Raw genomic sequence first — 23,796 nt, 5'->3', positions numbered from 1 at the left:
AAGTGACCCAGCGTCGCCTAGCCGTGCGGCGCAGACCCCGCGGCGGTCGTGGCCGGCAGCGCCAGCGGCGCGAAGAACATGAAACCGGCTTCGTAGGCATCTTCGCGCAGCAGCAGGCAGCGCACACAACGGGCGAACGTCAGGGGCAGATTGAGCTGCTTGCGCTCGAATTGCAGGCGGTAGATATCACCGACCGCAACCGGCAGCGGAAACAGGACGCGGCACCCGCCCTCGGAGATGTCCCCGGTCGTACCCTGCAACTTGAGCTTGAGCAGGTCGCTGGCGTTACCCGGCTGCAGTATCACCTGCGCACGCACCTCGAGCCGGAAGTGCACACGCTGTTGCCGCACCTGGTCCGGCGTGTTGCGCTCCAGCTCCTCCAGGAGCGCGACCGCTTCCTGCGAGGAATTCGCCGCACCGTTTTGAAAAAGGTCATCCAGCAGACTCATGGTTGTGACTCCCGAGCGCGGGTGACGGGCCGGGTGGCGGCATCATCCCCGAAGTGAACGTAGACCTTGAGCCCCGCGCGCCAAGCACCGGCTTCATTGGGTACATGCAGCTTCACCCGACAGGTCTGGCTGCCGGCGTCGATCACCGGGCTGATGAATGCGACGACGCCCACGGTCCCGGGCTGCGCATCGTGCTCCCACAGCACCTGCGCACTTTGCCCGAGCCGGAGACCGGCCGCGATGTTGATCGGGCAATCCACGATCACCAGTAACGGGTCGAGTTGCACAAGCTGGAGGATGCCCTCGCGTTCGGCCACCGTATCACCGATCTCGCGGAGATGGGCCGCCACGACACCGTCAAAGGGTGCCCGCAAGTTCAGTTCCGCCAGCAGGGCGCGCTGCAACTCGAGCTCGCGCTGCGCCTGGGCGTGCCGGAACTGCGCCTGCTGCAGACTGAGCTCCGCCGTGCGCAGCGCGTTGCGCACGTCGGCCAATTCCTTCGTCGTAGCGGCGCTGCCCCGCAGGGCCTCAAGTCGTTCGACCTCTTCCAGGACATGCGCCAAGGCGGTCTCCGCCAGCGCGATCTCATGGGTGCTCTCGGCCGCCGCCAGCGCGATCGATACGCGGCGCTCCTGCACGGTTTGGTGGAGCTGAACGAGCACATCCCCGGCGCGTACCTGCGCCCCTTCCTCCGCCGGCAGATCCGTAATGCGACCGACCGTCAGTGCGCCGAGTGTGGCCATACGGGCCGGCGCTGTGAAGCCCAGCACCGGGCCAGGTTCAATCGTTCCGGGTTTGCCAGGTGCTGCGCCCTGCCCGACCCCCACCAGCAGCAGGCCGCCAAACACGCCGGCGAGCAGGCCTGCCCGCCGGAGGCCCAGCCGGGTCCTGAATTGCTGTCGCAACAACTCGTACTCGGTCATCATCCCACCTCAATCACGCCGTCCCCGTTGCTGCGCTTCCGTCGAAGTCAGCTCCGCATCACGCTTGTTCGCTCCGCCCTGCCCACGCACCAGCGCCCAGAGCGCTGCCCAGAGGCCCTCGCGCCGTACTGCCGTGTCAACGGCCTCGGATTCGGCAGGTGGTCGCGCTGCTTCTGTTTCCGCCCGCGCACGTTCTGGGGACAGCGGGACGAAGCCGGACTCGACCGCCGGTGACTCGCCGTTCCGGCGAGCGGTCTCAGGTCCTGAGACCGCCGTTTCGGGTGTCAGACCGGCTGCGGTGTCCGCGAGTGTCAGTTCGCGCTCCAAAACGAACAGGTCCTCGAACCGCTGGCCCTGATCGAACGCCGTCAACTCCAGATCCGCTTCGGCCGCGGCTTCCGCTTGGCGCCCGGCTTCGGCCGCGGCGGCACGATCGTCCGCCTGCATGCTTTCCAATACGTGCGGTGCGAGCGTGACGACCGGTTGCGCCGCACCCGTGCCCGCGTCCGTATGCAACGCACTCATCGGATCCAGCACCGCCAAGCGCTCGTTGCCATCCCAACCTCCGGGACTCGTGGCGGACTGCGGTGAAACCGCAGCATCAACCGCTTGAACATGGGCAACGTCTGGCACCCGAGTCTGACCCCCTTCGGACGGCGCGACCGGAGCGACGGGCGACATGGCGGGTGGGTCTGTCGCCGGGACCGTGGGCGGGCCGGACGAAGGTGCGCCTGGCGGCACCTCTGCCGGCGCGACTGCATCGCGCGGGGGCGTGAGTGGCTCGATAGGAGTCTCATGCGCCGGCGGCACGGCCGGCTCATGGTCTTCATTTTCCGTAGCGGGCTCCACCTCCGTCGGCGGCATTGGATTGTCCGTCGGCAGTTCATCCACGGCCGGCGGAGTTACAGGCAAAGCGCGCACCGTCACCCTCACCGTGTCGATGCTCAGGTTGGTGCCATCGCTGACGCGCAATTCGAAGGTCAGCGCCGCATCCGGATAACCCTCCGGAGCAATGAAAGTCGGTTGCGCGGCGTGCGGGTCGCTGAGCTGCACATTCGGACCGCCGGTCTGAATCCACTCATACGTCAGCTCCACACCTTCGGGATCGCTGCCGTGGCCCAAGAGCTGCACAGGTTCCCGTTCGTGGACTACCAGATCGGGACCGGCATGCGCCGTGGGCGCATCGTTCTCGGCATGCACGGTAATGGTGACCGTGTCGCTGCTGACATGGGTGCCGTCGCTGATGCGCAGCTCGAAGGTGATCTCCGTGTTGGTGAGGCCCTCGGGCGCGGTGAATGTCGGATCGGGCGCGTGCGGATCACTGAGAGTCACTTCCGGTCCGCCGGTCTGCACCCACTCGTAGGTGAGCTCCTGCCCTTCGGGATCGTTACCCTGGCCATGAAGCCGAACGAGTTCACGCTCGTTGACCACGAGATCGGGGCCGGCATCGGCCGTCGGAGCGTCATTGTCGGCATGGATGAGGACGGTCACCGTATCGGTGAGGGTTTCCGAGCCATACGAGACGCGCACTTCGAATGTCACCGTGCTGTTGCTCAGTCCCTCGGGCGCCTGGAAGGTTGGATGAGCGGCGTGTGGATCGCTTAACTCGACGCGCGGACCACCGGTCTGCACCCATTCATAGGTAAGTTCCGCAGCATCGAATGGACCCGTGTTCGAGAAACCGACACCCGTAACCGAGACTCCCAGAGTGACTTCTTCCAGTTCCTCGGCTGCGAGGTCCTGGCCGGCATCGATGGACCAGCCGGGGGCCACCGGCTGCGTTTCGCCAGGCCCTGTGCCGGTGAACTCGTCGCCGTCGCTGCTCACGAGGGAGACGACCTGCCCATTCGCGAGCGTGACGGTCTGCACGTTCGTATAGTGAATCGTGAACGCTTCGCCGCCGGGGAGCTGCACGCGCAAAGTACCGGTGGCTCGATCGATCTCGACATCCGTCCGGGTGAACTGCGGCAGAGCGATGGTATTCACGCCACCGTTCCCATCGACATAATACTCCGCGTCAATGGTCGGTTCCGCAAAAGAGAAGGTGTCATCGTATGCGCTGCCGATGACCCGCTCGATGTCCAGCAGGGTATCGACACCCGCACTGATGGTGTCTTGCGGTCCAAGCAGCGTGAGATCAATCACGACACCGCCTGTAGCTTTGCTGTAGTCGGCCGTGTCGAAACCCGCACCGCCGTCGAGCAGATCATCTCCCGCACCGCCTCGCAGCAGGTCGTCGCCGTCGCCACCGACCAGCACATTCTTCCACGTGCCACCGAACAGCACATCGTTACCGGCGCCACCCTGAATGTTGTTGATGTTGGTATTGCCGGTCAGCACATCGTCTGCACCGCTGCCGATGAATGTGACCCCGGTGAGTTGCGAGCCCAGGGCCCTGATCTGGTCGTGCGTGAGCGCATCACGTTGCGCTACCGACAGGCGCGAGAACTCGTAGGAATTCGGGATCGTCGCGACCTGGGCTGGGGTCAGTTCCGGAATTCGGGCGGGGGTGACAAAACGGAAGTCACTCCAGCGTAGACTCTGAATCTGGTCCGTCGTCAGGTGCTCCACCTGTTCGCTCGTCAGGTACCCGATACTGACCTTGTCCACCTGCAACGCCTGCACCTGCTCCGGCGACAACGCCGCCCGCGCTTCCGCCGACATCCGGCTGAACTCGTAGGAGTTCGGGATCGTCGCGATCTGCTCCGGCGTGAGATCGTCAACCTCGTTCACGCTCAGAAAGCGGAAGTCGCTCCAGCGCAGGTCCTCGATCTGGTCCGTCGTCAGGTGCCCCACCTGCGCGCCCGTCAGGTACCCGATACTGACCTTGTCCACCTGCAACGCCTGCACCTGCTCCGGCGACAACGCCGCCCGCGCTTCCACCGACATCCGGCTGAACTCGTAGGAGTTCGGAATCGTCGCGATCTGCTCCGGCGTGAGATCGTCAACCTCGTTCACGCTCAGAAAGCGGAAGTCGCTCCAGCGCAGGTCCTCGATCTGGTCCGTCGTCAGGTGCCCCACCTGTTCGCTCGTCAGGTACCCGATGCTGACCTTGTCCACCTGCAACGCCTGCACCTGCTCCGGCGCCCAACGCCGCCCGCGCTCCACCGACATCCGGCTGAACTCGTAGGAGTTCGGAATCGTCGCGATCTGCTCCGGCGTGAGATCGTCAACCTCGTTCACGCTCAGAAAGCGGAAGTCGCTCCAGCGCGGGTCCTCGATCTGGTCCGTCGTCAGGTGCCCCCACCTGCGCCCGTCAGGTACCCGATACTGACCTTGTCCACCTGCAACGCCTGCACCTGCTCCGGCGACAACGCCGCCCGCGCTCCACCGACATCCGGCTGAACTCGTAGGAGTTCGGAATCGTCGCGATCTGCTCCGGCGTGAGATCGTCAACCTCGTTCACGCTCAGAAAGCGGAAGTCGCTCCAGCGCGCAGGTCCTCGATCTGGTCCGTCGTCAGGTGCCCCACCTGCGCCCGTCAGGTACCCGATGCTGACCTTGTCCACCTGCAACGCCTGCACCTGCTCCGGCGCCAACGCCGCCCGCGCTTCCACCGACATCCGGCTGAACTCGTAGGAGTTCGGAATCGTCGCGATCTGCTCCGGCGTGAGATCGTCAACCTCGTTCACGCTCAGAAAGCGGAAGTCGCTCCAGCGCAGGTCCTCGATCTGGTCCGTCGTCAGGTGCCCCACCTGCGCGCCCGTCAGGTACCCGATGCTGACCTTGTCCACCTGCAACGCCTGCACCTGCTCCGGCGCCAACGCCGCCCGCGCTTCCACCGACATCCGGCTGAACTCGTAGGAGTTCGGAATCGAGCCCACCTGCTGCGTTGTGAGGTACGGCGACTCCTCTGCCGTGAGTTGATTGAACTGCGAGTAGTTCAGCGAGTGAATCCATTCCACGCGCTCCGGCGGTAGGCCGGCGTCACTCCCGGCATCGTCCGGATCATCCGCATCCCCCTCGGCACCTTCCCCCTGTCCCGCTTCGTCAACGCCGTCATCGAAAAGCGGCGCCGAACCATCGTCGCCCAACACGGGCAGCTCGCCATCTGGTAAGTCGCTCCCCGTATCCCCATCATCGGTGGTGTCGTCGGCATCCGTTCCGATCCATGTCGCCGAAAGCAGAATCCGCGGCTCCAGAGCGTCGACCTGGCCACGCGGCTGGCTGGGTCTCGGTGAGCGCGGGGCATCCGGAGTCGGGGGCGGATTCTGAGAAACACTCGGTTCGGGCAGATCGGACTTCGGCATCGTACACTCGATCGGAAATGGCGGGCCGCCTGCAAGCAGCGCTGCCGCCGGCGCGAGTCGCGGCGCGTACTGCTGCCCTTGAGGCCTCCTGGTCACGTACGGCCAATCGGCACTGTGTCGCCCGGTGTTCAGTAGCCGTTTCGAGCCCTTCCTGCTCGGCAGCGGTTAGGCGTAGCTACTTACCCGCCGATTTCGCAGGACAAAGTATTATCGGGTTGAGCGGCGCGGCCGTTCCTGTGAGAGAGTCCGCGTCGGTGACTCGACGAAGCCCCTTCACAGGAGGTAAAAGGGTCGTGGTTGTCAGGTGCCCGGAGCGAGCATCCTCACGGGTTCCGCCAGCGTGTCGTGTCGCCAGACCCCCTTGTGGTGCGGGTATGTCCCCTGGAGCGGTTCAGGACTCCTATCCCGACGATCTCGCCCATTGCTACGGCTGCGGGCGGCTCAACGAGCACGGACTGCACGTTCGCAGCACCTGGGACGGCGACGAGACCGTCGCCTACCTGACGCCACGGCCAGATCACACGGCAGTTCCGGGCTACGTGTACGGCGGCCTGATCGCTTCGCTGGTGGATTGTCACGGTACCGGCAGCGCTGCACTGGCGGCGTATCGTGCCGCCGGACGCGAACCAGGCACGGCTCCACCGCTCCGTTACGTCACGGCAGCACTGCGGGTCGACTTTCTGCACCCGACTCCCATGGGCGTACCTTTGGAGGCCCGTGGGCACATCATCGAGATCAAGCCCCGCAAGGTGACCGTCGAGATCACCGTACTGGCCAGGACGGAGGTCTGTGCGCGCGGCCGCGTTGTCGCCGTACTGATGCCCACCCGCATGCTGCCACCGGGGGCGGACGCGCAGGGGGTGTGAGCACGTGGTGGTCCACGGGGTCCGCGCATGAAATGGAGCGGGCACATGACCCGCTCCATTCACACTGCCAGCACTTCACGACCCGCCGTTACGGGGTACGTTTGCGCACGGTATCAAGCGACTCCTTGACCGGCGGACGCGCGTCGTCCATCACCGGCGCGTCGAGCGCAGCCGGCGCGCTGGGGCGGCGCGGGGCCGGTGACGGCGGTGGCGGGGGGGGCGGCGGCGGGGGCGGCGCGCAGTTGGTGCAGTCGTGAGCCACCACCGTGCCGGTGATCTGCCAGAAAGTACCCGGAATCGACCAGCCGAGCGTGAAGAAGCGCGCGTCGAACCGGTCGAGCACAATATCACCGCAGAGCGGCAAAGCGTCGCGCGGCGCCAGGCCAGCCAGCGTCCAGGCCACACCCGTCGGATCCTCCAGCAGCAGCGTGAACGTCGGCGGCGGGCCCGCGGCCGACACGGGCAATAGCACGTTGTACACGTCGGCGGAGCCCGGGAAACTCAGATTCTCGATCATGGTGGCCCCCGGGGGCACCATCCCTCCGGCGGCACCCGGTCCGATTTGGAGCTGATAACCCACGATGGCCGGATAGTTGCCAAAGGAAGTGCTGGGATTCTGATCCGGGGTATTCCGGGCAAACCAATAGGTGATGGTCCAGGGGTCGCCAACCTGAACCGCATCCCACGGTGGCGGGATGAAGCTGTCCGTGTTGACCGACGTCACCTCACCGCTGAACCGGAAGCGTGCGAGCTCGGTCGGGCACGGCGGCTGGATGGCGCACTCGCAACGGAACAGATCGCCCTCCTGAACCAGCTCACACGGGAAGACCCCACCTCCGCCGATGCACTGTCCGGCGCACTGCGGCCCCGTCGCGGGGTCGAGCACGATGTAGCAGGTGGGATTGCACGCGCACTCCTCGACCGCCCAGGACGGGACGCAGTCGCTGCACGGGCAGTCGTCCGCCTCGTTACAGATGGCGCCAGTCTCCGGGCAGCGCAGCACGCGCCGCACCACGATCGGCTGGCAGCCGGGCTGGGCCGGATCGCAGCCGCCACCGAGGCAGCTCCAGGCATCCGGTGCCACGTAGCAGTTCGCGCGGTTGACGAAATTCCGCTGTACGAAGAGGTCGATACCCATCGCGCCGACGGTGACCGCGTAAGTCGCCGGGGCCGATACCTGCATGTAATCGTTCGGCACGGTCTGGGCCACGGTGTAACCGCCGACGGCGAGCCCGGCAATCCGGTAGTTGCCGTCCGCGTCGGTCACGGCGCTGGCCGTCCCCGCACTCACGGTGACGCCAGCGTGCGGGATGTCACCGACACCGTCGCCGTCGAGGTCGATGCGCACGGTGCCACGGATCTCGCCCCGCGCCGGCGGCGGGAGCGTCAGGCCCCCGCAGTTCTCGCGGTCCTTGCTGTCATTGCCACGCCCGCCAAAGAGCTTATCGGCATTGCTGCAGCCGAAGAGGGCATCATTGCCGCGATTGCCGAAGAGCCAGTCGCGGGTGCTGCCGTCGCTGCCACTGCGCACGGTGTCGTTGCCGCGATTGCCGAAGACATAATCACCGCCGCCTTCGCCGACGAGACTGTCGTTCCCGGCGTTGCCGAAGATGAAGTCCTTGCTGTCGCCACCGGCGATCAGGTCGTCGTGTGCGTTACCGAAGAGGAAGTCGACGACGGCACCGCCGCGGATCACGTCGTTGTCGCGATTGCCGAACGCGATGTTCATGCCGCCGCCGCCGAAGAACTGGTCGTTGCCCCGGTTGCCGAAGAGCAGGTTGACGCCCCCGCCGCCCACCAGAACATCGTCGCTGCCATTGCCGAACGCGACGAAGAGCCCGCTGCCGCCCGCCTCCAGGATGTCTTCATCGCCGTTGCCGAACAGCACGCTCACACCCGAGCCCGAACGCAGGCGATCCTGGCCGGCGTTGCCGAACTGCACCGCCAGCCCCGCACCCGCTGAAACCAGGTCGTGCCCGGAATTGCCGAATGCCACGCACAATCCGGGACCCCCGGCCACGTCATCCTCACCGGCGTTGCCGAACAGCACGGCCAGCCCGGGGCCACCCTGGACCACGTCATTGCCACGGTTGCCGAAGGCCACCGTCAGACCGATGCCGCCCAGCACGGTGTCATGACCCGTATTGCCGAACAGAATGCCGATTCCGTTTCCACCACTCACGAGGTCGTTACCGCGGTTGCCAAAAGCGACCGTCAGTCCGGTGCCGCCCGTCACGACGTCGTCACCCCGGTTGCCGAACATGACGTTGATGCCGTCACCACCGGTGAGCACGTCATCGTCCTGGTTGCCGAAAAGCACGTTCAAACTCAGTGCGGTGTCAGCCGCAATGGCGATAGTGTCCGCCCCGCGGTTGCCGAAGAGCAGGTTGATGCCATTGCCGGCCGTGATCGTGTCGTCGGCCCGGTTGCCGAAGACCAGGTTGAAGCCGTCGCCCGCGGAGATGACATCGTCGCATGGGCCGCCGAACAGGAGGTCGATTTCCATCGGTGGCACCGTGGGCAGCACCAGGCGTCCGAGACTCGTGAGGGCGTCCTCACCGTCACCCCCGAACATCAGGTTGCCGAATGCGATCGGCACCGGACCGCTGATGGGCACGATGAGAATGCCGCCGTGATCGGCACGCAGCACATCATCGCCGCTCGAGCCGAACACGAAATCGATCCCGTTGTACGCATCCACCGTATCGTCGCCGGCGCCCGCGAAGATGAGGTCGGCGGCGCCGCCGAGGTCGGTGATGCCGAGCAAATCGAGCAGATCATCCAGCTCATCATGGACCCCGGTGCAGGCCGACGTGCCGTCGGCACCCTGGATGACATCATCGCCGGGACCGCCGAACAGCAGGTTGCCGAACGCAATCACGATCGCCTGGCCGGCCGAGAGATCGCCGATGATGATCAGCGATCCGCCACCGCCCTGGAGCGTGTCGTGACCCGCGGCCCCGAAGATCAGATCGATGCCGCCCTGCGGCTCGGCCGGATCCCAGTTGCTGTAGTCACCACGGAGCAGATCGTCACCGGGACCACCGAACAGCAGATTGCCGAAGAGCAGGCAGAAGTTCTGATCCGGGAGTTCGATCTTGCCGCCCGCGCCGCCATAAATGGCGTCATCGCCCGGGCCACCGAAAATCAGGTCGATCCCGTCACCGTCTCCGTCGTCTGTCGGGGTCGCGGCGTCACCGTGCAGGGTGTCGTCACCGGCCTGCCCGAAGATCAGATCACCCAGTTCGATGGAGAAGTCATCGTCGATCTCCAGGGCGGCCCCCTGGCCGGCCGCGACCGTATCATCGTCCGCACCGGCAAAGATCAGGTCGATCCCGGCGAGCGTCTTGATGTTGTCCGCGCCCGCGCCGCCAAAGATCACGTTGCCGAGCCGCAGCTCGAAGTCGGGTTCGTCCTCAGCGCCAATGCTGAGCAGCCCGCCACCGTACCCGAAGATCGCATCATCGCCGTCGCCGCCGAAGATGACGTCGATGTCGTCGTCCGCGCGGTCGGCGCTCGGCTGATCCCCGTGCAGGGTGTCGTTGCCGTCACCACCGAAGAGCAGATCACCCAGCGCCAAGCGGAACTCGTCGTTGCCGCTGCCAATCGTCAGCAGCGCGCCCTTGCCCGCCGTGATCGTATCGTGGCCATCACCGCCGAATGCAATATCGATCCCGTCGAGTGCCACGATCGCATCATCGCCATCCCCGCCGAAGAGCAGGTTGCCAAGCCCAAGCTCGAAATTCGGATTCGTCACCGGTCCGATGCTGAGCAGCCCACCGCCGTACCCGAAGATCGCGTCGTTCCCGGCACCGCCGAACAGCAGGTCGATGTCGTCATCCGCGCGGTCGGCGTCCGGATCGTCACCGTGCAGCGTGTCGTTGCCACGGCCGCCGAACACCAGATCACCCAGCGCGAGCCGCACCGCATTGCTGCCGCTGCCAATGGTAAGCAGCGCCCCCTTCCCGGCCTTGATGACGTCGTTGCCGTTCTCACCGAAAAGCACGTCCACCCCATCGCCGGTGACGATATCGTCGTTGCCGTCGCCACCGAGCACCAGGTTCCCGAACTGGAAGCTGAACGAGCCCACCGTCAGAGTTCCGCCGTGGCTGACACGCACGCGGTCGTCGCCCGCCCCCGCAAAGACGACGTCGATCTCGGTGAGCTCGTCCTCCTCGCTGTCACCGCTCACAATCGTGTCGTTGCCGTCACCACCGAAGAACAGGTCACCCAACTCGACGGTCAACGACCCGCGCGTGATGGTCTGCCCGCCCCCGCCATACAGGCAGTCGTTTCCACCGTTGCCGATGATGAGATCGATGCCGGGGCCACCGAAGATCTCGTCATGCCCGCCGCCACCGAACAGCAGGTCGATCCCGCCCTGGCCACGGATGCGATCCGACCCGGGACCGCCGATGATCAGGTCGCTGGCACTGCCACCGATGATCAGGTCGTTGCCGGTCGTGCCGATCAGCACGTTGACACCCGGACCGCCCTGGATGGTGTGCGTCGTCGTGAACTGGCAATCTGCCGGCCCACCCCGTTCACCGCGGCCGTCCTGCAGCAGCGGTGCGGCCACGAGCATCAGTGCGTTCAAGTCCGCAAGGATCTGCTCCGCCTCCACGCGCAGCGCATCCGCGGCATCCTCGACGTTCACCTGGATCTGGGCGTGCAGGGCGTCGGCCGCGGCGAGTACCTCCGCCAGGCCGCGGTCGTGCATGAGCTCGCCGCGTCCCTCGAGGTCTGCTTCCGCCTGCGTCACCCACTGTTCCCAGTCCGCGTTGACGGCGTCGGCCGCAGCGCTGAAGGCGTCGGCCGTCAGATTCAGCGTCTCGGCTTCGGCCTCAATCTGCGCCGCAGATGAGTTGGAATTCTCATCATCCCCCAGCAGTTCGCCATCCTGCTCGAAGGCGTTGCCGTCGGCTTCGAAGAGGTCCCCCTGTGCCTCGACCTGGTCCACGCGGGTCTCGACCCCGTCCGTAATCGCCTCGAGCGCCTCGATGCGGCGCTCCAGTTCGGCGCACCAGAACGACAACCCGCTAGGGTCCTGAAGGTTCTCGTCGAATTCCGTTTCCGTCGGTTCCGGGTCCTCGGCGCAGAGCTCCGCCAGCTCGGTGATCGTCAGGATATGGCTCTCGATTGTCTGCGTGAAAACATTGATCGCGTCGCCACTCTGCGTAAACAGGCCCATGTTCGCGGCCTGGGCGTACAGCAGCTCGGCCCGCGCGAGCAGGTCGTAGGCCACCGGCAGCAGCAGCTCGAACTCATCGACCATCACCTCGACGTTCGCCGAAAAGGCCTGCGCATCCGCGGCCAGCCCGACCGCATCTCCCGCCATGAAGGTCTGCAGGTGGGTGGCAATACGCTCGTGGGCCTCACGCACCAGTGCGGCCGTGGGTTGCACGAGTTCACCCTCAATGTCGCGCACGTACTCCGCCGTTGGCCGCACGAGATTGTTGACGGCATCCTCCAGCGCCATCGCCGTGTTCGTGACCACACAGGGTACGGTGTTGCAACCGGACTGCGGCGTGTCGAGCAAGTCAAGGACCCGCTCGATTAGATCCTGCGCCTGCTGCAACGTGTCGATCATGTCCAGCGCATCGTTCAGCGGCACGACGCTCAGGTCGAGACCGCCGAAGACGATGTCGGCGCCATCCCCACCGTCGATCTCGATCGTCCATGTGTCGGATAGCGCGCCGTACGAGTCGTCGAAAACCACGAGATCATCGCCGTCCCCCGCCAGCAGACGAATCGTACTGAACGGAGTCACGCTCGAATCAAAGGTACAACCTGGTAACGCCGCCCCGACCGGGGTATAGATTTCCACTACCCCCGGGTCGCTGCTACTCACCACGACGCGCACGCTGTCCGCCCCGGCGGTACCGACAATCTCGAGCACTCCACTCACCACGTCGGCTTCCACCAAACCGCAGGGCGTCCCCGCCCGTGCCACGCCCGGCAGTGCCACCAGCAGGCCCACCGCCGCCAGCGTGCCGTGGATCGCGCTGGACACCCGGCGTCCGGCCGCGCGCGGCCGGCGGTTCAGCGACGCACCTCGCCACGCCCGCAGGCCGCACGCCCCCACCAGCAGCAGCAAGAGCCCGCCTGTGGGCTCCGGCACCAACCGGAACGCCACCGTGCCGTCCGGGAACGGGTTGCCATCCTCGTCAAGCGGGATATGGATGTTGCGCAGCGTCAGAGTGTGCGTGCCCGCCGGCAGCGAAAAAGATTGCTTGCTGAACTCCGGTCGCAACCAGGCCACATCCGGATCGTCGGTGTAGGGCGGATCGTCCAGCGGGCCGACGGCCGGAACCAGGGCCGACCAGTCCGGCATTGCCGGGGTGGCTCCGAGCAGGACACCGTTGAGGTAAACCTCGTTCTGGTCCGATACGACGAAAAGGTCGGTGATGTCCATTTGCACGGGCGTGGCGGAGGTATACGAGAAAATCGGGGCGTAAAAACTCCCCTCACTCATCAACTCGTCGAGGACGAACCAGGTGCCATCGACCGGCACGACGACACGGGCCGCCCCTGAGAACATTCCGGGGCCTTGGGTGAGGCCGATCGGATCAGCGAACACACCGAGCGGGCAGGCGCAAAGCGCCAGCAGGGTCGTCACGCGCGCCATCATCTCCAACCTCCTTATGTGTAGTCGTTTACATTCAATGACGAAATGCACAGCCCGGCGGCGGGCCAGCCGCGGTCAGGGGAACTGGGCCCGGTGATCCGCCCAGAAGTGGGCGCACCCGCGCTCCTTTCCCGAATTACTTCCGTAAGCTGTGGCCCAAATCTATAAGTTGCGTCGACCTGATCCGACAGTATTTCCTGCCGTACATACCCCCCCGTACACTATAGCACCTCAAAGGCGGCGGATGTGCTTCCCGCTTACGCTAGCGCTGGGCGACCCGCGCCGAACCCGGACGCTCTTCCGGCACCTGCGAGGCACAACCCGACATACCGCCCGCCCCACAGCGCTCTTGATCCACTTCGCGCGGGTACACCAGCGGGGTCACATAATCCTCGTGCGCCCGCCTTAGGGCCGCGTGCACCAGGCCCACGAAAAACGGCTGCGGTCGCAACGGCCGACTCGTCAATTCCGGATGTGCCTGCGTCCCGACATAGTACGGATGCAGGTCCGGCCGCAGTTCAAGGATGTTCATGATCTCCGCCCGCGGCGATTTTCCGGAGAAGATCATCCCGCCGGCCTCGAGCTGAGGCACGTAGCGTGGATCAACCTCGTAGCGGTGACGGAAACGCAGCCGCGTCCGGTCACCGAACATGCGCGCCGCCAGGGTATCCGGCCGCACGGCGATGTCGTGGCCACCGAGTCGCATCGTGCCGCCGAGGCCCTCGATCGCCTTCTGCTCGGGCAGGAGATTGATGACCGGGTAGCGGCACTCGGTATCGATCTCGGTTGTGTCGGCGTCGCCAAGGCCACAGACGTTGCGGGCGAACTCAATGACGGCCATCTGGAAGCCATAGCAGATTCCCAGCACCGGCACGCGCTGCTCGCGGGCGTGCTTCAGGCAGGCGATTTTTCCCTCGGCCCCGCGCGTCCCGAACGCACCCGGCACGATGATCCCATGGACTTCGCGCAGGGCCTCCGGCGCCGTCGCATCGGTCAGCTCTGACGTTTCCACCCAACGGACGTTGACCTTGGCCCCGACGTATGCGCCGGCGTGTTCCAGCGCCTTCAGGATGCTCGCGTAGGCGTCGCGAACGGCGGTGTACTTGCCGGTGATGCCGATCGAAACTTCGCGCGTGGCGGTTCGCATCCGGTTGAGGTAGCCGACCCACTGTTCGCGGTTGGCGCGCTCGGTGGCCTCATCGACGCGCGGCTCAAGCTGGAGCCACTCCATGACGGCCTTGTCGTAGCCGGCGCCTCGGAGCAGTTCGGGAATCAGGTACACGCTCTCACAGTCGTGCATGCTGAAGACCCGCTCGGGGGGGACATTGGAGAACAGCGCAATTTTCTCGCGCACCTTCCTGGTCACGGGGGAGTGCGCCCGGCAGGCGATGATGTGGGGTTGTACGCCGCATTCAAGCAGGCGACGGATGCCAAGCTGGGCGGCCTTGCTCTTCTGCTCGCCGAGGATGGCCGGTTCCAGGACATAGGTCAGAGCGACGAAGCAAACGCTGCGCTGGCCCTCCTCGAAGGCGAGCTGGCGCATGGCCTCGATGTAATGGGCATTTTCCACGTCGCCAACCGTGCCGCCGATTTCTACAAAGACGACATCGGCCTGGGTGGCAACGGCCAGTTCACGCAGGCGGTTCTTCACCTCGCCGGTGACATGGGGGATCATCTGAACATCGCGACCGAGATAGGCGCCGGTGCGTTCACGTTCGAGCACGCGGCGGTATAACTGGCCGTTGGTGGCGAAGTTGAGACGCGAAAGATCGATGTTGAGGGCGCGTTCGTAGGTTCCAAGATCCATATCGCACTCGGTTCCGTCGTCGAGTACGAACACTTCACCGTGGCGGAAGGGGTTCAGGGTGCCGGAGTCGATGTTGAGGTAACCTTCGAGCTTGATCGGAGTGACCTTGAGCCCCTTGTCCTGCACGCAACGGGCCAGGGAGGAGTTGAAAATGCCTTTGCCAAGTCCGCTCATGACGGTGCCGAAGACGACGACGTAGCGCGTGGAGCCGAGCTTGTAACCCGCCGGCAACGGCAGGTAGAACTCGGTGTCCCCGGATTGATCGCGGACCGATTCCAGCAGCCGATCGCCGTCTGTCATGATCTACACACCTGCGGATACCTTGGGTCGCATGGGACTAAGCACTCCTGTCGACACCGTGGCGCGCGGGAAGCCAGCGCTCCCCCGCGGTCAATCCGACACGCCGACGCGGGCGACGAAACGGGCGTAATCTTCCGGCGTATCGATTCCGGGGGTCGCCCGCGGCACAACTTCCACCGCCAGGCCCACGCCTTTCTCGAGCACGCGCAACTGTTCGAGTTTTTCGATTTGCTCGAGCACGCCCGGTTCCCAGGCGGCGAGCCGGAGCAGGAAACCGCGACGGTACGCATAGACCCCCAAGTGCAGAAGCCATGGCCCGGGGGCCGGCATACCACCGCCGTCTCGTGGATATGGTATCAGACTTCGTGAGAAATACAGCGCTTGTCCCCGCGAATTCCTGACAACTTTCACACAGTTGGGGTCACGCGGATCATGGTCGGGTGGAAACGGACACGCGAGCGTGGCGATCGGGCAGCCGCCGGCAGACTCGGACGGCTCCGCCGCCAACCGGCGCACCAACTGGTCGAGGTAGGCGGGCTCGACTTCAGGTTCATCGCCCTGCACGTTGAGAATGACCTGATCGTCCGGACCGGGGCGGGCTGCCAGCACTTCAGCAATACGATCCGTACCGCTGGGGTGGTCCGGGCGGGTGAGCACGGCCTCGCCGCCGAAGGACCGCACAGCGGCGGCGATACGATCGTCATCGGTAGCCACCAGCACCTGGGCGATCTCGCAGGCGGCGGCGGTGCGCTCGTAGACGTGCTGGATCAGGAATTTGCCGGTTTCTCGGAGAAGTGGCTTGCCGGGGTAGCGCGTGGAGCCGAAACGGGCGGGGATGACGGCGATGGCGGACATCGCGGGATGATCATGCCCGCGATCGGCCCCGGCGCCAAGCGCGCGGACCACAGCGCGCGGTCTTGACGGGTTTCGGGGCGCGGCGTACGATCCGTGATTCCCGAGTTCGGCTAGGCCGGACTGCGCCCGGGTGGCGGAATTGGCAGACGCGCCAGGTTGAGGGCCTGGTGAGGGTTAACCTCGTGCTGGTTCGAATCCAGTCCCGGGCACTGCGGCGGGCTACCCGTCCCGCCACGCCTGTTTTTGTCCGCGAGCGCCGCTAGCTCAACTGGATAGAGCATCGGTCTACGGAACCGAAGGTTTCAGGTTCGAATCCTGAGCGGCGCGATTCCCCCCCTGAAAGACAAGATCGGGTGCCGGAACGCAGTTCGTGCGCTGCCCGCCGTTCGCAGGTCGCACCCAGACGGTTGTACCGCTACACTGCCACCCAGCGCGTCCGACAGGACGGACGCCGCTTCACTGGCTGCGGGAGCTCGGTGCGCACCGGATGCGAATCAACCTCGCGAATCAACTCACGCTTACCCGCCTTGTACTGGCGCTCGTGCTGTTCGCCCTGCTCTCTTGGTTCGACGCCCGGCACCTCGACACCCAACGCTGGTTGCTGCACGTCTGCTTCTGGATTTTCCTCGTTGCGGTGCTGACCGACATCCTCGACGGTCTCGTGGCACGGCTGACACGCACCGTGACGACTTTCGGGCGGATCGTCGATCCAGTGGTCGATAAAGTGATCATCTGTGGGGTGTTCATCCTGTTCGCGAGCCACTCCTTTTGGGACGGCACGCGCAATATCACGGATGTGGCCCCGTGGATGGTCGTGGTCATTCTCACACGCGAGTTGCTGGTCTCGGCAGTCAGAGCGCACGCCGAGAGCGGTGGCGTCGAGTTCGCAGCCACCTGGAGCGGCAAGTTCAAGATGTTCGTTCAATCGGCAACGATCGCCATCATCCTTGGGCAACTGGCTTGGAACCTCGAAGGACTAAGCCCGCTGCGAACTGCAGCCGTATGGCTCACGGTAGCCATAACATTATTTTCTGCAATAACTTACGTTCATCGTGCCCGGGCCTTCCTGCTGACCGGCGCGGCCCTGTCCGGGGAGCAAAGGGGCAGTGAGCCGGGGGAACCATCATGACGGCAGGCCCGGGTGGCCGTGATACCCTACGCACTCTTTGTATTACGGTGCTTGGGAGCGGCTTTGCACCGATCGCCTCGGGGACTTGGGGCTCAGCGGTGGCGGTGGTCCTGTTCGCGCCGCTGTGGTTCATCTTCGCGGCGGGGAGCGTGTCACGGGCGGTCCTGGAGCTGTTCACACTCGGAGGGATCGCGGTCGCGTGTGTGCTGTCGATCCGATGGGGGGCCTGGGCGGTGGCACGGTTCGGACGCTCCGATCCGAAACCCTTCGTCCTGGACGAGTTCGCTGGCCAATGGGTAGCGCTGTTGGTTCTGCCCCTCGCGGCTGGCGCGGACGTGTACGCGTTGGCGGCAGTCGTGGGCGGTCAGTTTCTGCTGTTCCGAATATTCGATGTCCTCAAGCCGCCCCCGGCGCGCCAACTCGAAAGTCTGCCGCTTGGATGGGGCATCCTGTTGGATGATCTGGCCGCGGGGGTGTACGCCAATCTCGTCGGACAGGCACTCTGGCGACTGACACCGGCGGCGGGCTGGTTCGGGCTGCAGCAGATCGGCTGATAGGCGGGTTACCAGCGCGCAAGGAGCGTATTAGGTGCGCGATATCTTCAACGCGATCGTGCTCGGCATCATCGAAGGACTGACGGAGTTCGTGCCGGTGTCCAGCACCGGGCACCTTGTCATCGCCATGCCGCTGCTGGGAGTTGATGCCACGGCGAGACCGTGGAACGTGCTGCTCTGGGTGAGTCAGTTCGCGGCGATCATGGCGGTGATCGTGTACTTCTGGCGCGACCTCTGGCAGCGCACCTTCAGGCCGCTGACAACACGCTGGCAGGCCACGCCGGGATTGCAGGCGGGACCGCGCGCCTGGCACGTCATCCGGACCGAGTGGAAAAATCACATCCTGGTGAAGCTATTGGTCGCGATGGTGCCGACCACGATTCTCGCGCTGGCCTTCAAGGACTACCTCGATCCGCTCGAATCGCAGCCGGCGGCGGTGGCCGCGGCCCTGATCCTCGGTGCCGGTGTCATGGAATGGATCGACCGGCGGTGCCGCAAGGAGGTACCGCAGGAGTTAGAGCATATCACGCTCAAACAGGCCTTCTGGATCGGCGTGATCCAGTGCCTCAGCATGGTGCCAGGGGTCTCTCGCTCGGGCGCCACCATCATGGGGGGTATGACGCTGGGACTGACGCCGCGCGTCGCAACCGAGTTCTCATTCTACCTGGCAATTCCGGTGATGGTCGGCGCCGCGGCCAAGAAGTTGCTGGCACACGGAGCTGAACTGCGCGGGGACGATGTCCTCATTCTGCTGCTCGGGTGCGCCGTGTCCTTCCTGGTCGCACTGCTCGTCATTGCGGGTTTCATCGGATTCGTAAAGCGCTATCGCTTCACCGCGTTCGCGGTGTACCGCGTCGTGCTGGGGTTGATCGTGCTCGGCATGTGGTACGGCGGCTGGTTCGGCGGGCAAGGGTAACCGCGCCTCACAGCCACACGACTCAGTTCGGCCGAGGTGGTCCCGCGCCGTCTGCGGCAGTGATGCTCGGAGCAAAGGATGGGGACCGGATGGTGGTGAGCGTATCCAGGGGGTTCGGCGCCGGTCGGGCCCGGCGGCACAGGTGCAGCACACTGCGAATGGCCGCGCGGATTTCTTCCGCGGGGCGCTCAGCCGCGAGGGCCGCTTCGAGAAACGCGGCCTCTTCGCTGATGACTCCAAAACCGTATGAACCCGCCGTACCGCGCAGCTTCTGGGCCAGCGCAGCGGCGGCCACATGGTCGTCCTGGTCGTGTGCGAGGGCCAACTCGCGCACCCAGCCACGCAGTTGCACGATATAGTTATCCACGAGCGCCGCCATGGCCTGATCGTGTGCCACGGTGCTGACCACCGGTGCGGCGCGCAATGAACCCAGCAGCAACCGGAGGTCCTCCGCGACGATTGGTTTCGCGAGGTAGCCCGTCACCCCGGCCTCGGCACAACGCAAGGGGGTCTGCTCGCCGGCCTGGGCCGTCAATCCAACGATCGGTCCGAGGTAGCCATCCACCCGCAGGTGCTCGGCGACCGCGAGGGCATCCCGGTCCACATCATCCAGCTCGAGCAGTACGAGGTCCGGATCTCCCCCGAATGCCTCGAGCGCCTCGGAAACTGTGGTCGCGAAGTGCAGTTCAACATGTTCCCCGTCGAGGAGCCCTGCAAGAAGCCGCCGACCATCCGACGTGCTGTCCATGACCACCACCTTCAACCGCACGGCCTCATGCGTGAAGATGCTCACATCGATCGGGCGGGCGAAGCGTACGCCGACTTCGTGCAGACAGCCGGAACCCAGGATATATCGACAGCGGATCACGCGACCAGAGATCCGCTCCGTGTGTCCATGGGGGCCGCAAAGCCAGACTGCACAACTCGTGCCGGGGTACACGAAGTACTCGACGAGCAGTGCGATCCCGAACTTGCTGAGGTTGCGCGGCGTGGCCGTGACCAGTTGCGAACCCTCCGAATCTCGGAGTGTGCTCGACCCGGAAGGCGGCAATTCGATCGTGATCGCGGCTGCCCGGTAGCGAAAGCGGTCACCGCGGCGCTTCTCACCCAGCAGACCTTCACCGGACTCCCGGTCTAGCTGGTCGAGCCACTGACCGAGGCGCTTGGCGTCAATGCGCTGCGGTGGCCGGGGAGAGGATGCCGGAGTCATACCGTGTTCTCAAGCCAAGCACGGCGCGACCGCCGCGCCCCGTTCCGTGACTATCGGCAGGGAATCGGTCCCGTGTTTACCACGGGCACTCGGGCGCATCTGAGGCCGGCAGCCGGTGGGCGATCTCGCGCGAGGCGGGCTCGAGCGGTACCCCCGCCAACTGCTCCACGAACCACCACGCCAGATTGCCGCCGGCGAGCGGGAGTGCCGTGTCCGCCGCGACCTTCGCCACACACACAAGAATGACCCGGCGCCCCGCCGCGGTATCGCAGCGGAAACTACCTTCCTCAATCCATTCAGTGGGTGCCAGCCCGAGGGATTCCCGGCAGAGCCGGCTGGCGGCGTCAACCGGCAACAGTAATGGCTCAACCGGCCCACCGGGAAACTGCCAACCCCCCGTCTCCTGCTGAGCCGTGAGCAGTACCGCTCCGTCGCATCGGCGGAGTACGAGGCGCAGCTCGTGCGCGTGGGATGTGCGTTGACGGTTCACAAGCGCCCACGGTACAACCCGGCCGACGGTCGGTGCAAGGACCGGTTTCGGGCCGCCGCGGGCTGCCTGCCAGTCCCTGCCCACCTCGGCACTGGGAGTCAGCATGCGCGTTCTCATCACCGGTTCGAGTGGCCAGATCGGCACCAACCTCGGGCTGAAGCTTCAGGAGCGCGGTGACGAGGTGGTCGGGATCGACATTCGGCCGAACACGTGGACGGATCGCATTCCGACCGTGTTGGCCGATCTCCAGGCGCACCCGAAGGAGCCGCTGCCAGTCACGGGACCGTTTGACATCGTCGTGCACCTGGCAGCGCACGCCAAGGTGTTTGAGCTGGTCGAACAGCCCGATCGCGCCATGGAAAACGTGACGATGTGCTTCCGCGCACTGGAGTTCTGTCGTCGGAACAAAGTGCCGATCATCTTCGGCAGCTCGCGCGAAGTGTATGGCGACATCACCCGGCACGTAACCGAAGAGTCGCATGCCGATTTCGTCGTCGCCGAAAGTCCCTACAGTGCCTCGAAGATCGCGGGCGAGGCCTTCATCTACTCCTATGCGCAGTGCTATCAACTACCGTACCTCGTCTTCCGTTTCAGCAACGTTTACGGACGCTATGACTGCGACATCGATCGCATGGAACGCGTCATTCCACTCTTCATCCGGCGGATCGCGGCCGGCGAGCCGATCGTTGTCTTCGGCCGGAACAAAGTGCTCGACTTCACCTATGTTGATGACTGTGCCGCCGGCGTGATCAGCGGGATCGACGCGGTTGTGGCGGGTCGCGTGAACGAGGAGACGATCAACCTCGCCTGCGGACAGGGCGCGACGCTGGTCGATCTCGTCAATCTGATTGCGTTGGCGCTGCGCATCGAACCGAATGTGCGCTACGAGCCGGCCCGGGCCGGCGAAGTCACGCGCTACGTGGCTGACATCAGCAAGGCCCGCAACCTGCTCGGCTACGAACCGCAGACGCCGCTCTCCGCCGGCGTACCCCGGTCGATTGAATGGCAGCGCGAGCACGGCTACCTGAAGCTGGGTTGACCGGCCGCAGGTGTGGGCCGGCGGGAGGCGGGCTCTCTGCCGGCGGCACCCACCGAGGACTGAGTGCTGGACGACCGACCGTATCTCGGAGCGCCGGCGCTGGCGCCACTCGCGTGGGCCTACGGGCTGGCGGTCCGGTTGCGCAACCGCTGGTACGACGACCCGCGGCACGTGCACCGCGCCGGAGTACCGGTGATCAGCGTCGGCAACCTCACGACGGGCGGAACCGGCAAAACGCCTTTCGTAATCCTGCTTGTCCAGCAGCTCCGCGCACTTGGTCACCGGCCCGCGATCCTGACCCGCGGCTATGGCCGCACGACGTCCACGGAGGCCGACGAAGTGCTCGAGTTCCGCGCGGCGCTGCCGGAGATCCCCGTGGTGGTCAACGCAGACCGCGTGGTTGGCGCGCGGCAGGCGGTGATGAAATTCGCGGCCGACGTGCTGGTGCTTGACGATGGTTTCCAGCACCGCCGCCTCGCACGTGACCTGGACATCGTGCTGTGCGACGCATTGCGGCCCTTCGGCGGCGGCCGGCTGCTCCCCGCCGGGCGCCTGCGTGAACCACTGCCGGCCCTGCGCCGGGCGCAACTCCTCGTGCTCACGCGTGCGAACCAGCAGGATGCGACGGTCATCGAGACGCACATTCTCCCACTTCTGCGACGCCACACGGACGCCTTACTGCTCGTCGCGGAGGTCGCACCCGGCGCACTGGTAGCGCGGAACGGTCAGCGCCATCCGCTGGAGACGCTGCGTCGCCAGCCGGTGCTGGGGGTCTGCGGCGTCGGGAACCCGACGAGTTTTCGGGCCATGCTGGCGGAGCAGGCCGGCCAGCCGGTCGAAGTCCGCACCTTCGCGGATCATCATCCTTACACGGCCATGGATGTGCGCCACCTGCGCACGGCGGCGCAGCGCATAGCCGCCGGCGCCGTGATCACGACGCGCAAAGACTGGGGCAAGCTGGAGGCGCTTTGGCCTGTGGACGCGCCGCCGCTGTACTACCTGGAGGCGCACACCGTCTTGCGCGCGGGGAGCGATGCACTCAAGGTGCGCCTTTCCGCTGTCTGCGCCACCCAACTCAAGCCATAACGGCTACGGCTCGGCCACGGCATGCCCCGCCACCCAGCCACTCGACCAAGCCCATTGGAAGTTGAACCCCCCGATCCGGCCATCCACGTCGAGAAGCTCGCCCACGAGGTACAACCCCGGGCAGAGTCGCGAAGCCATCGTCGCCGCGTCGATCTCGGTCAGCGGGACCCCGCCGGCCGTAACTTCGGCATACTTGTAACCACGCGACCCAATGACCGGCAGCGGCCAGGCCGTCAGCGCGTGCGCCAAACGCCGCCGCATGTCGCGCGTGACCTGTGCCAGCGGAGACTGGCCGGGAAGCTGGAGTGCGGTGGGCAAAGCCGCCGCCAGGCGCGCCGGCAACCACTGCGCGAGGACGTTATGCAGGGCGGTCCGCGGCTGACCGCGACTACATTCCAGCAGGCGTTGTTCGGCCGCCTGGAAATCCGCGGTATCAAGAAAGCTCGCAGTCAGCGTAAATGGGTGGTCCGCGCTCCGGGCTCGATTGCAGAAGCGGGAGACGTTGAGTGCGGCCGGACCGCTGATGCCGAAGTGCGTCCAGAGCAGCGGACCGGCGATGCGCGTGGGTTTGCCATCCGCAGGCCGAAAGGTGAGTTCCACCTCATGGGCAATGCCGGAGAGTTCAGCGTGCAGGTCGCCCGCCAGCAGCAGGGGGTCGAGGGCCGGGGTGGTCGGTGTCACACTATGCCCCAGCGTGCGGGCGAAGCCGTAGCCGGCTCCGTCGCTGCCGGTCTTCGGCAGCGAGAGGCCGCCGGTTGCGAGTACAACCCGGCGGGCACTCAGCGTCTGTCGCTGCCACGCGGATGGACCGCCCACGTCAACCTCCAGCGCGAAACCCCGTGCCGCCGGCCGAACGCTGCGCACCCGGTGCCGCGTGAGAAGGATGACACCCAGGCGCTGCGCTTCGCGCAACAGGGCGTCGAGCACGGTGCGGGCGCGGTTGGAATGGGGGAAGAGCTTGCCGTATTCCTCCTCATGCAGACCCACCCCGAGTTCCTCGAAGAACGCGCGCGTGCGGTCCGCCGGAAACGCCGCAAGCACCCGCCGCAGCAGGTGGGGATTGCCGCCGTAGTAATCCTGCGGCGTCACGCACACGTTTGTGACATTGCACCGCCCGCCACCGGCGACGAGGATCTTCGCGCCGAGTTGTGCCGCACCATCGAGTGCCACGATGCGCAACCCGCGGCGCGCCCGCCCCGCGAAGATCGCAGTCGCGAGACCGGCGGCCCCAGCGCCTACGATGGCCACGTCGGCGGGTGTGGTGTGCGGGTCAAAGAACGGTGTCACGGGGCTGC

General features: G+C 65.6%; 16 protein-coding genes and 2 tRNA genes. 8 read left to right on the top strand and 10 right to left on the bottom strand.

Translation table 11 applies throughout. The features are described 5' to 3' along the window. Positions 1-17 precede the first annotated feature (17 nt). From IPM18_14495 to IPM18_14480, 4 genes are all read right to left on the bottom strand, one after another. Positions 18-449, bottom strand: a complete 432-nt coding sequence (locus IPM18_14495) for a PilZ domain-containing protein (GenBank protein ID MBK9120785.1) — start codon at positions 447-449, stop codon at positions 18-20. Further along, a complete protein-coding gene (locus tag IPM18_14490; GenBank protein ID MBK9120784.1) occupies positions 446-1,375 on the bottom strand; it encodes an efflux RND transporter periplasmic adaptor subunit in 930 nt (309 codons plus the stop codon). Before IPM18_14490 ends, IPM18_14495 begins: the two co-directional genes overlap by 4 nt. Positions 1,376-1,381: 6 nt before the next feature. Continuing rightward, positions 1,382-4,555, bottom strand: coding sequence for a hypothetical protein (locus IPM18_14485; GenBank protein ID MBK9120783.1), 3,174 nt, complete (start codon positions 4,553-4,555; stop codon positions 1,382-1,384). A gap of 73 nt (positions 4,556-4,628) precedes the next feature. After that, positions 4,629-5,621, bottom strand: a complete 993-nt coding sequence (locus tag IPM18_14480) for an LEPR-XLL domain-containing protein (GenBank protein ID MBK9120782.1) — start codon at positions 5,619-5,621, stop codon at positions 4,629-4,631. A gap of 374 nt (positions 5,622-5,995) precedes the next feature. Here IPM18_14480 and IPM18_14475 point away from each other — a divergent pair, with 374 nt between their 5' ends. Next, positions 5,996-6,487, top strand: a complete 492-nt coding sequence (locus IPM18_14475; protein MBK9120781.1) for a PaaI family thioesterase — start codon at positions 5,996-5,998, stop codon at positions 6,485-6,487. Between the two features lie 88 nt (positions 6,488-6,575). Here IPM18_14475 and IPM18_14470 read toward each other — a convergent pair whose 3' ends face one another. From IPM18_14470 to kdsB, 3 genes are all read right to left on the bottom strand, one after another. Further along, a complete protein-coding gene (locus IPM18_14470; GenBank protein MBK9120780.1) occupies positions 6,576-13,118 on the bottom strand; it encodes a hypothetical protein in 6,543 nt (2,180 codons plus the stop codon). 259 nt (positions 13,119-13,377) lie between these two features. Continuing rightward, positions 13,378-15,222: a CTP synthase gene (locus IPM18_14465; GenBank protein MBK9120779.1), complete on the bottom strand. Its 1,845-nt coding sequence runs from the start codon at positions 15,220-15,222 to the stop codon at positions 13,378-13,380. A gap of 90 nt (positions 15,223-15,312) precedes the next feature. Then, complete coding sequence (gene kdsB / locus IPM18_14460; GenBank protein MBK9120778.1) at positions 15,313-16,077, bottom strand: 3-deoxy-manno-octulosonate cytidylyltransferase; 765 nt, start codon at positions 16,075-16,077, stop codon at positions 15,313-15,315. Between the two features lie 124 nt (positions 16,078-16,201). On the opposite strand from kdsB, the gene IPM18_14455 reads away from it, so the two are divergent. From IPM18_14455 to IPM18_14435, 5 genes are all read left to right on the top strand, one after another. After that, positions 16,202-16,286 (top strand) — tRNA-Leu (locus IPM18_14455). Between the two features lie 44 nt (positions 16,287-16,330). Continuing rightward, positions 16,331-16,404, top strand: a tRNA-Arg gene (locus IPM18_14450). A gap of 160 nt (positions 16,405-16,564) precedes the next feature. Beyond that, a complete protein-coding gene (locus IPM18_14445; GenBank protein MBK9120777.1) occupies positions 16,565-17,206 on the top strand; it encodes a CDP-alcohol phosphatidyltransferase family protein in 642 nt (213 codons plus the stop codon). Next, positions 17,203-17,760 carry a phosphatidylglycerophosphatase A gene (locus tag IPM18_14440; protein ID MBK9120776.1) on the top strand — a complete coding sequence of 186 codons (558 nt, stop codon included), beginning with the start codon at positions 17,203-17,205 and terminating at the stop codon, positions 17,758-17,760. Before IPM18_14445 ends, IPM18_14440 begins: the two co-directional genes overlap by 4 nt. A 34-nt stretch (positions 17,761-17,794) precedes the next feature. After that, positions 17,795-18,676 carry an undecaprenyl-diphosphate phosphatase gene (locus tag IPM18_14435; GenBank protein ID MBK9120775.1) on the top strand — a complete coding sequence of 294 codons (882 nt, stop codon included), beginning with the start codon at positions 17,795-17,797 and terminating at the stop codon, positions 18,674-18,676. 22 nt (positions 18,677-18,698) lie between these two features. Here IPM18_14435 and IPM18_14430 read toward each other — a convergent pair whose 3' ends face one another. Then, the gene (locus IPM18_14430; GenBank protein MBK9120774.1) at positions 18,699-19,886 is read right to left on the bottom strand and encodes a response regulator; all 1,188 of its coding nucleotides are present in this window, start codon (positions 19,884-19,886) and stop codon (positions 18,699-18,701) included. 76 nt (positions 19,887-19,962) lie between these two features. Beyond that, positions 19,963-20,481: an NUDIX domain-containing protein gene (locus IPM18_14425; GenBank protein ID MBK9120773.1), complete on the bottom strand. Its 519-nt coding sequence runs from the start codon at positions 20,479-20,481 to the stop codon at positions 19,963-19,965. Here IPM18_14425 and IPM18_14420 point away from each other — a divergent pair. Both IPM18_14420 and lpxK read left to right on the top strand, forming a co-directional pair. Then, positions 20,480-21,415, top strand: coding sequence for an NAD-dependent epimerase/dehydratase family protein (locus tag IPM18_14420; GenBank protein ID MBK9120772.1), 936 nt, complete (start codon positions 20,480-20,482; stop codon positions 21,413-21,415). The genes IPM18_14425 and IPM18_14420 overlap by 2 nt on opposite strands. A 63-nt stretch (positions 21,416-21,478) precedes the next feature. Beyond that, positions 21,479-22,501, top strand: a complete 1,023-nt coding sequence (gene lpxK / locus IPM18_14415; GenBank protein ID MBK9120771.1) for a tetraacyldisaccharide 4'-kinase — start codon at positions 21,479-21,481, stop codon at positions 22,499-22,501. A 3-nt stretch (positions 22,502-22,504) separates the two neighbouring features. Here lpxK and IPM18_14410 read toward each other — a convergent pair whose 3' ends face one another. Beyond that, positions 22,505-23,788: an NAD(P)/FAD-dependent oxidoreductase gene (locus IPM18_14410; protein MBK9120770.1), complete on the bottom strand. Its 1,284-nt coding sequence runs from the start codon at positions 23,786-23,788 to the stop codon at positions 22,505-22,507. Positions 23,789-23,796 lie beyond the last annotated feature (8 nt).

Source organism: Phycisphaerales bacterium (assembly GCA_016716475.1).
Taxonomy (GTDB): domain Bacteria; phylum Planctomycetota; class Phycisphaerae; order UBA1845; family Fen-1342; genus JADJWG01.
Note: the sequence above shows the minus strand (reverse complement) of the source record. Positions and strands in the feature narration are given on the sequence as shown.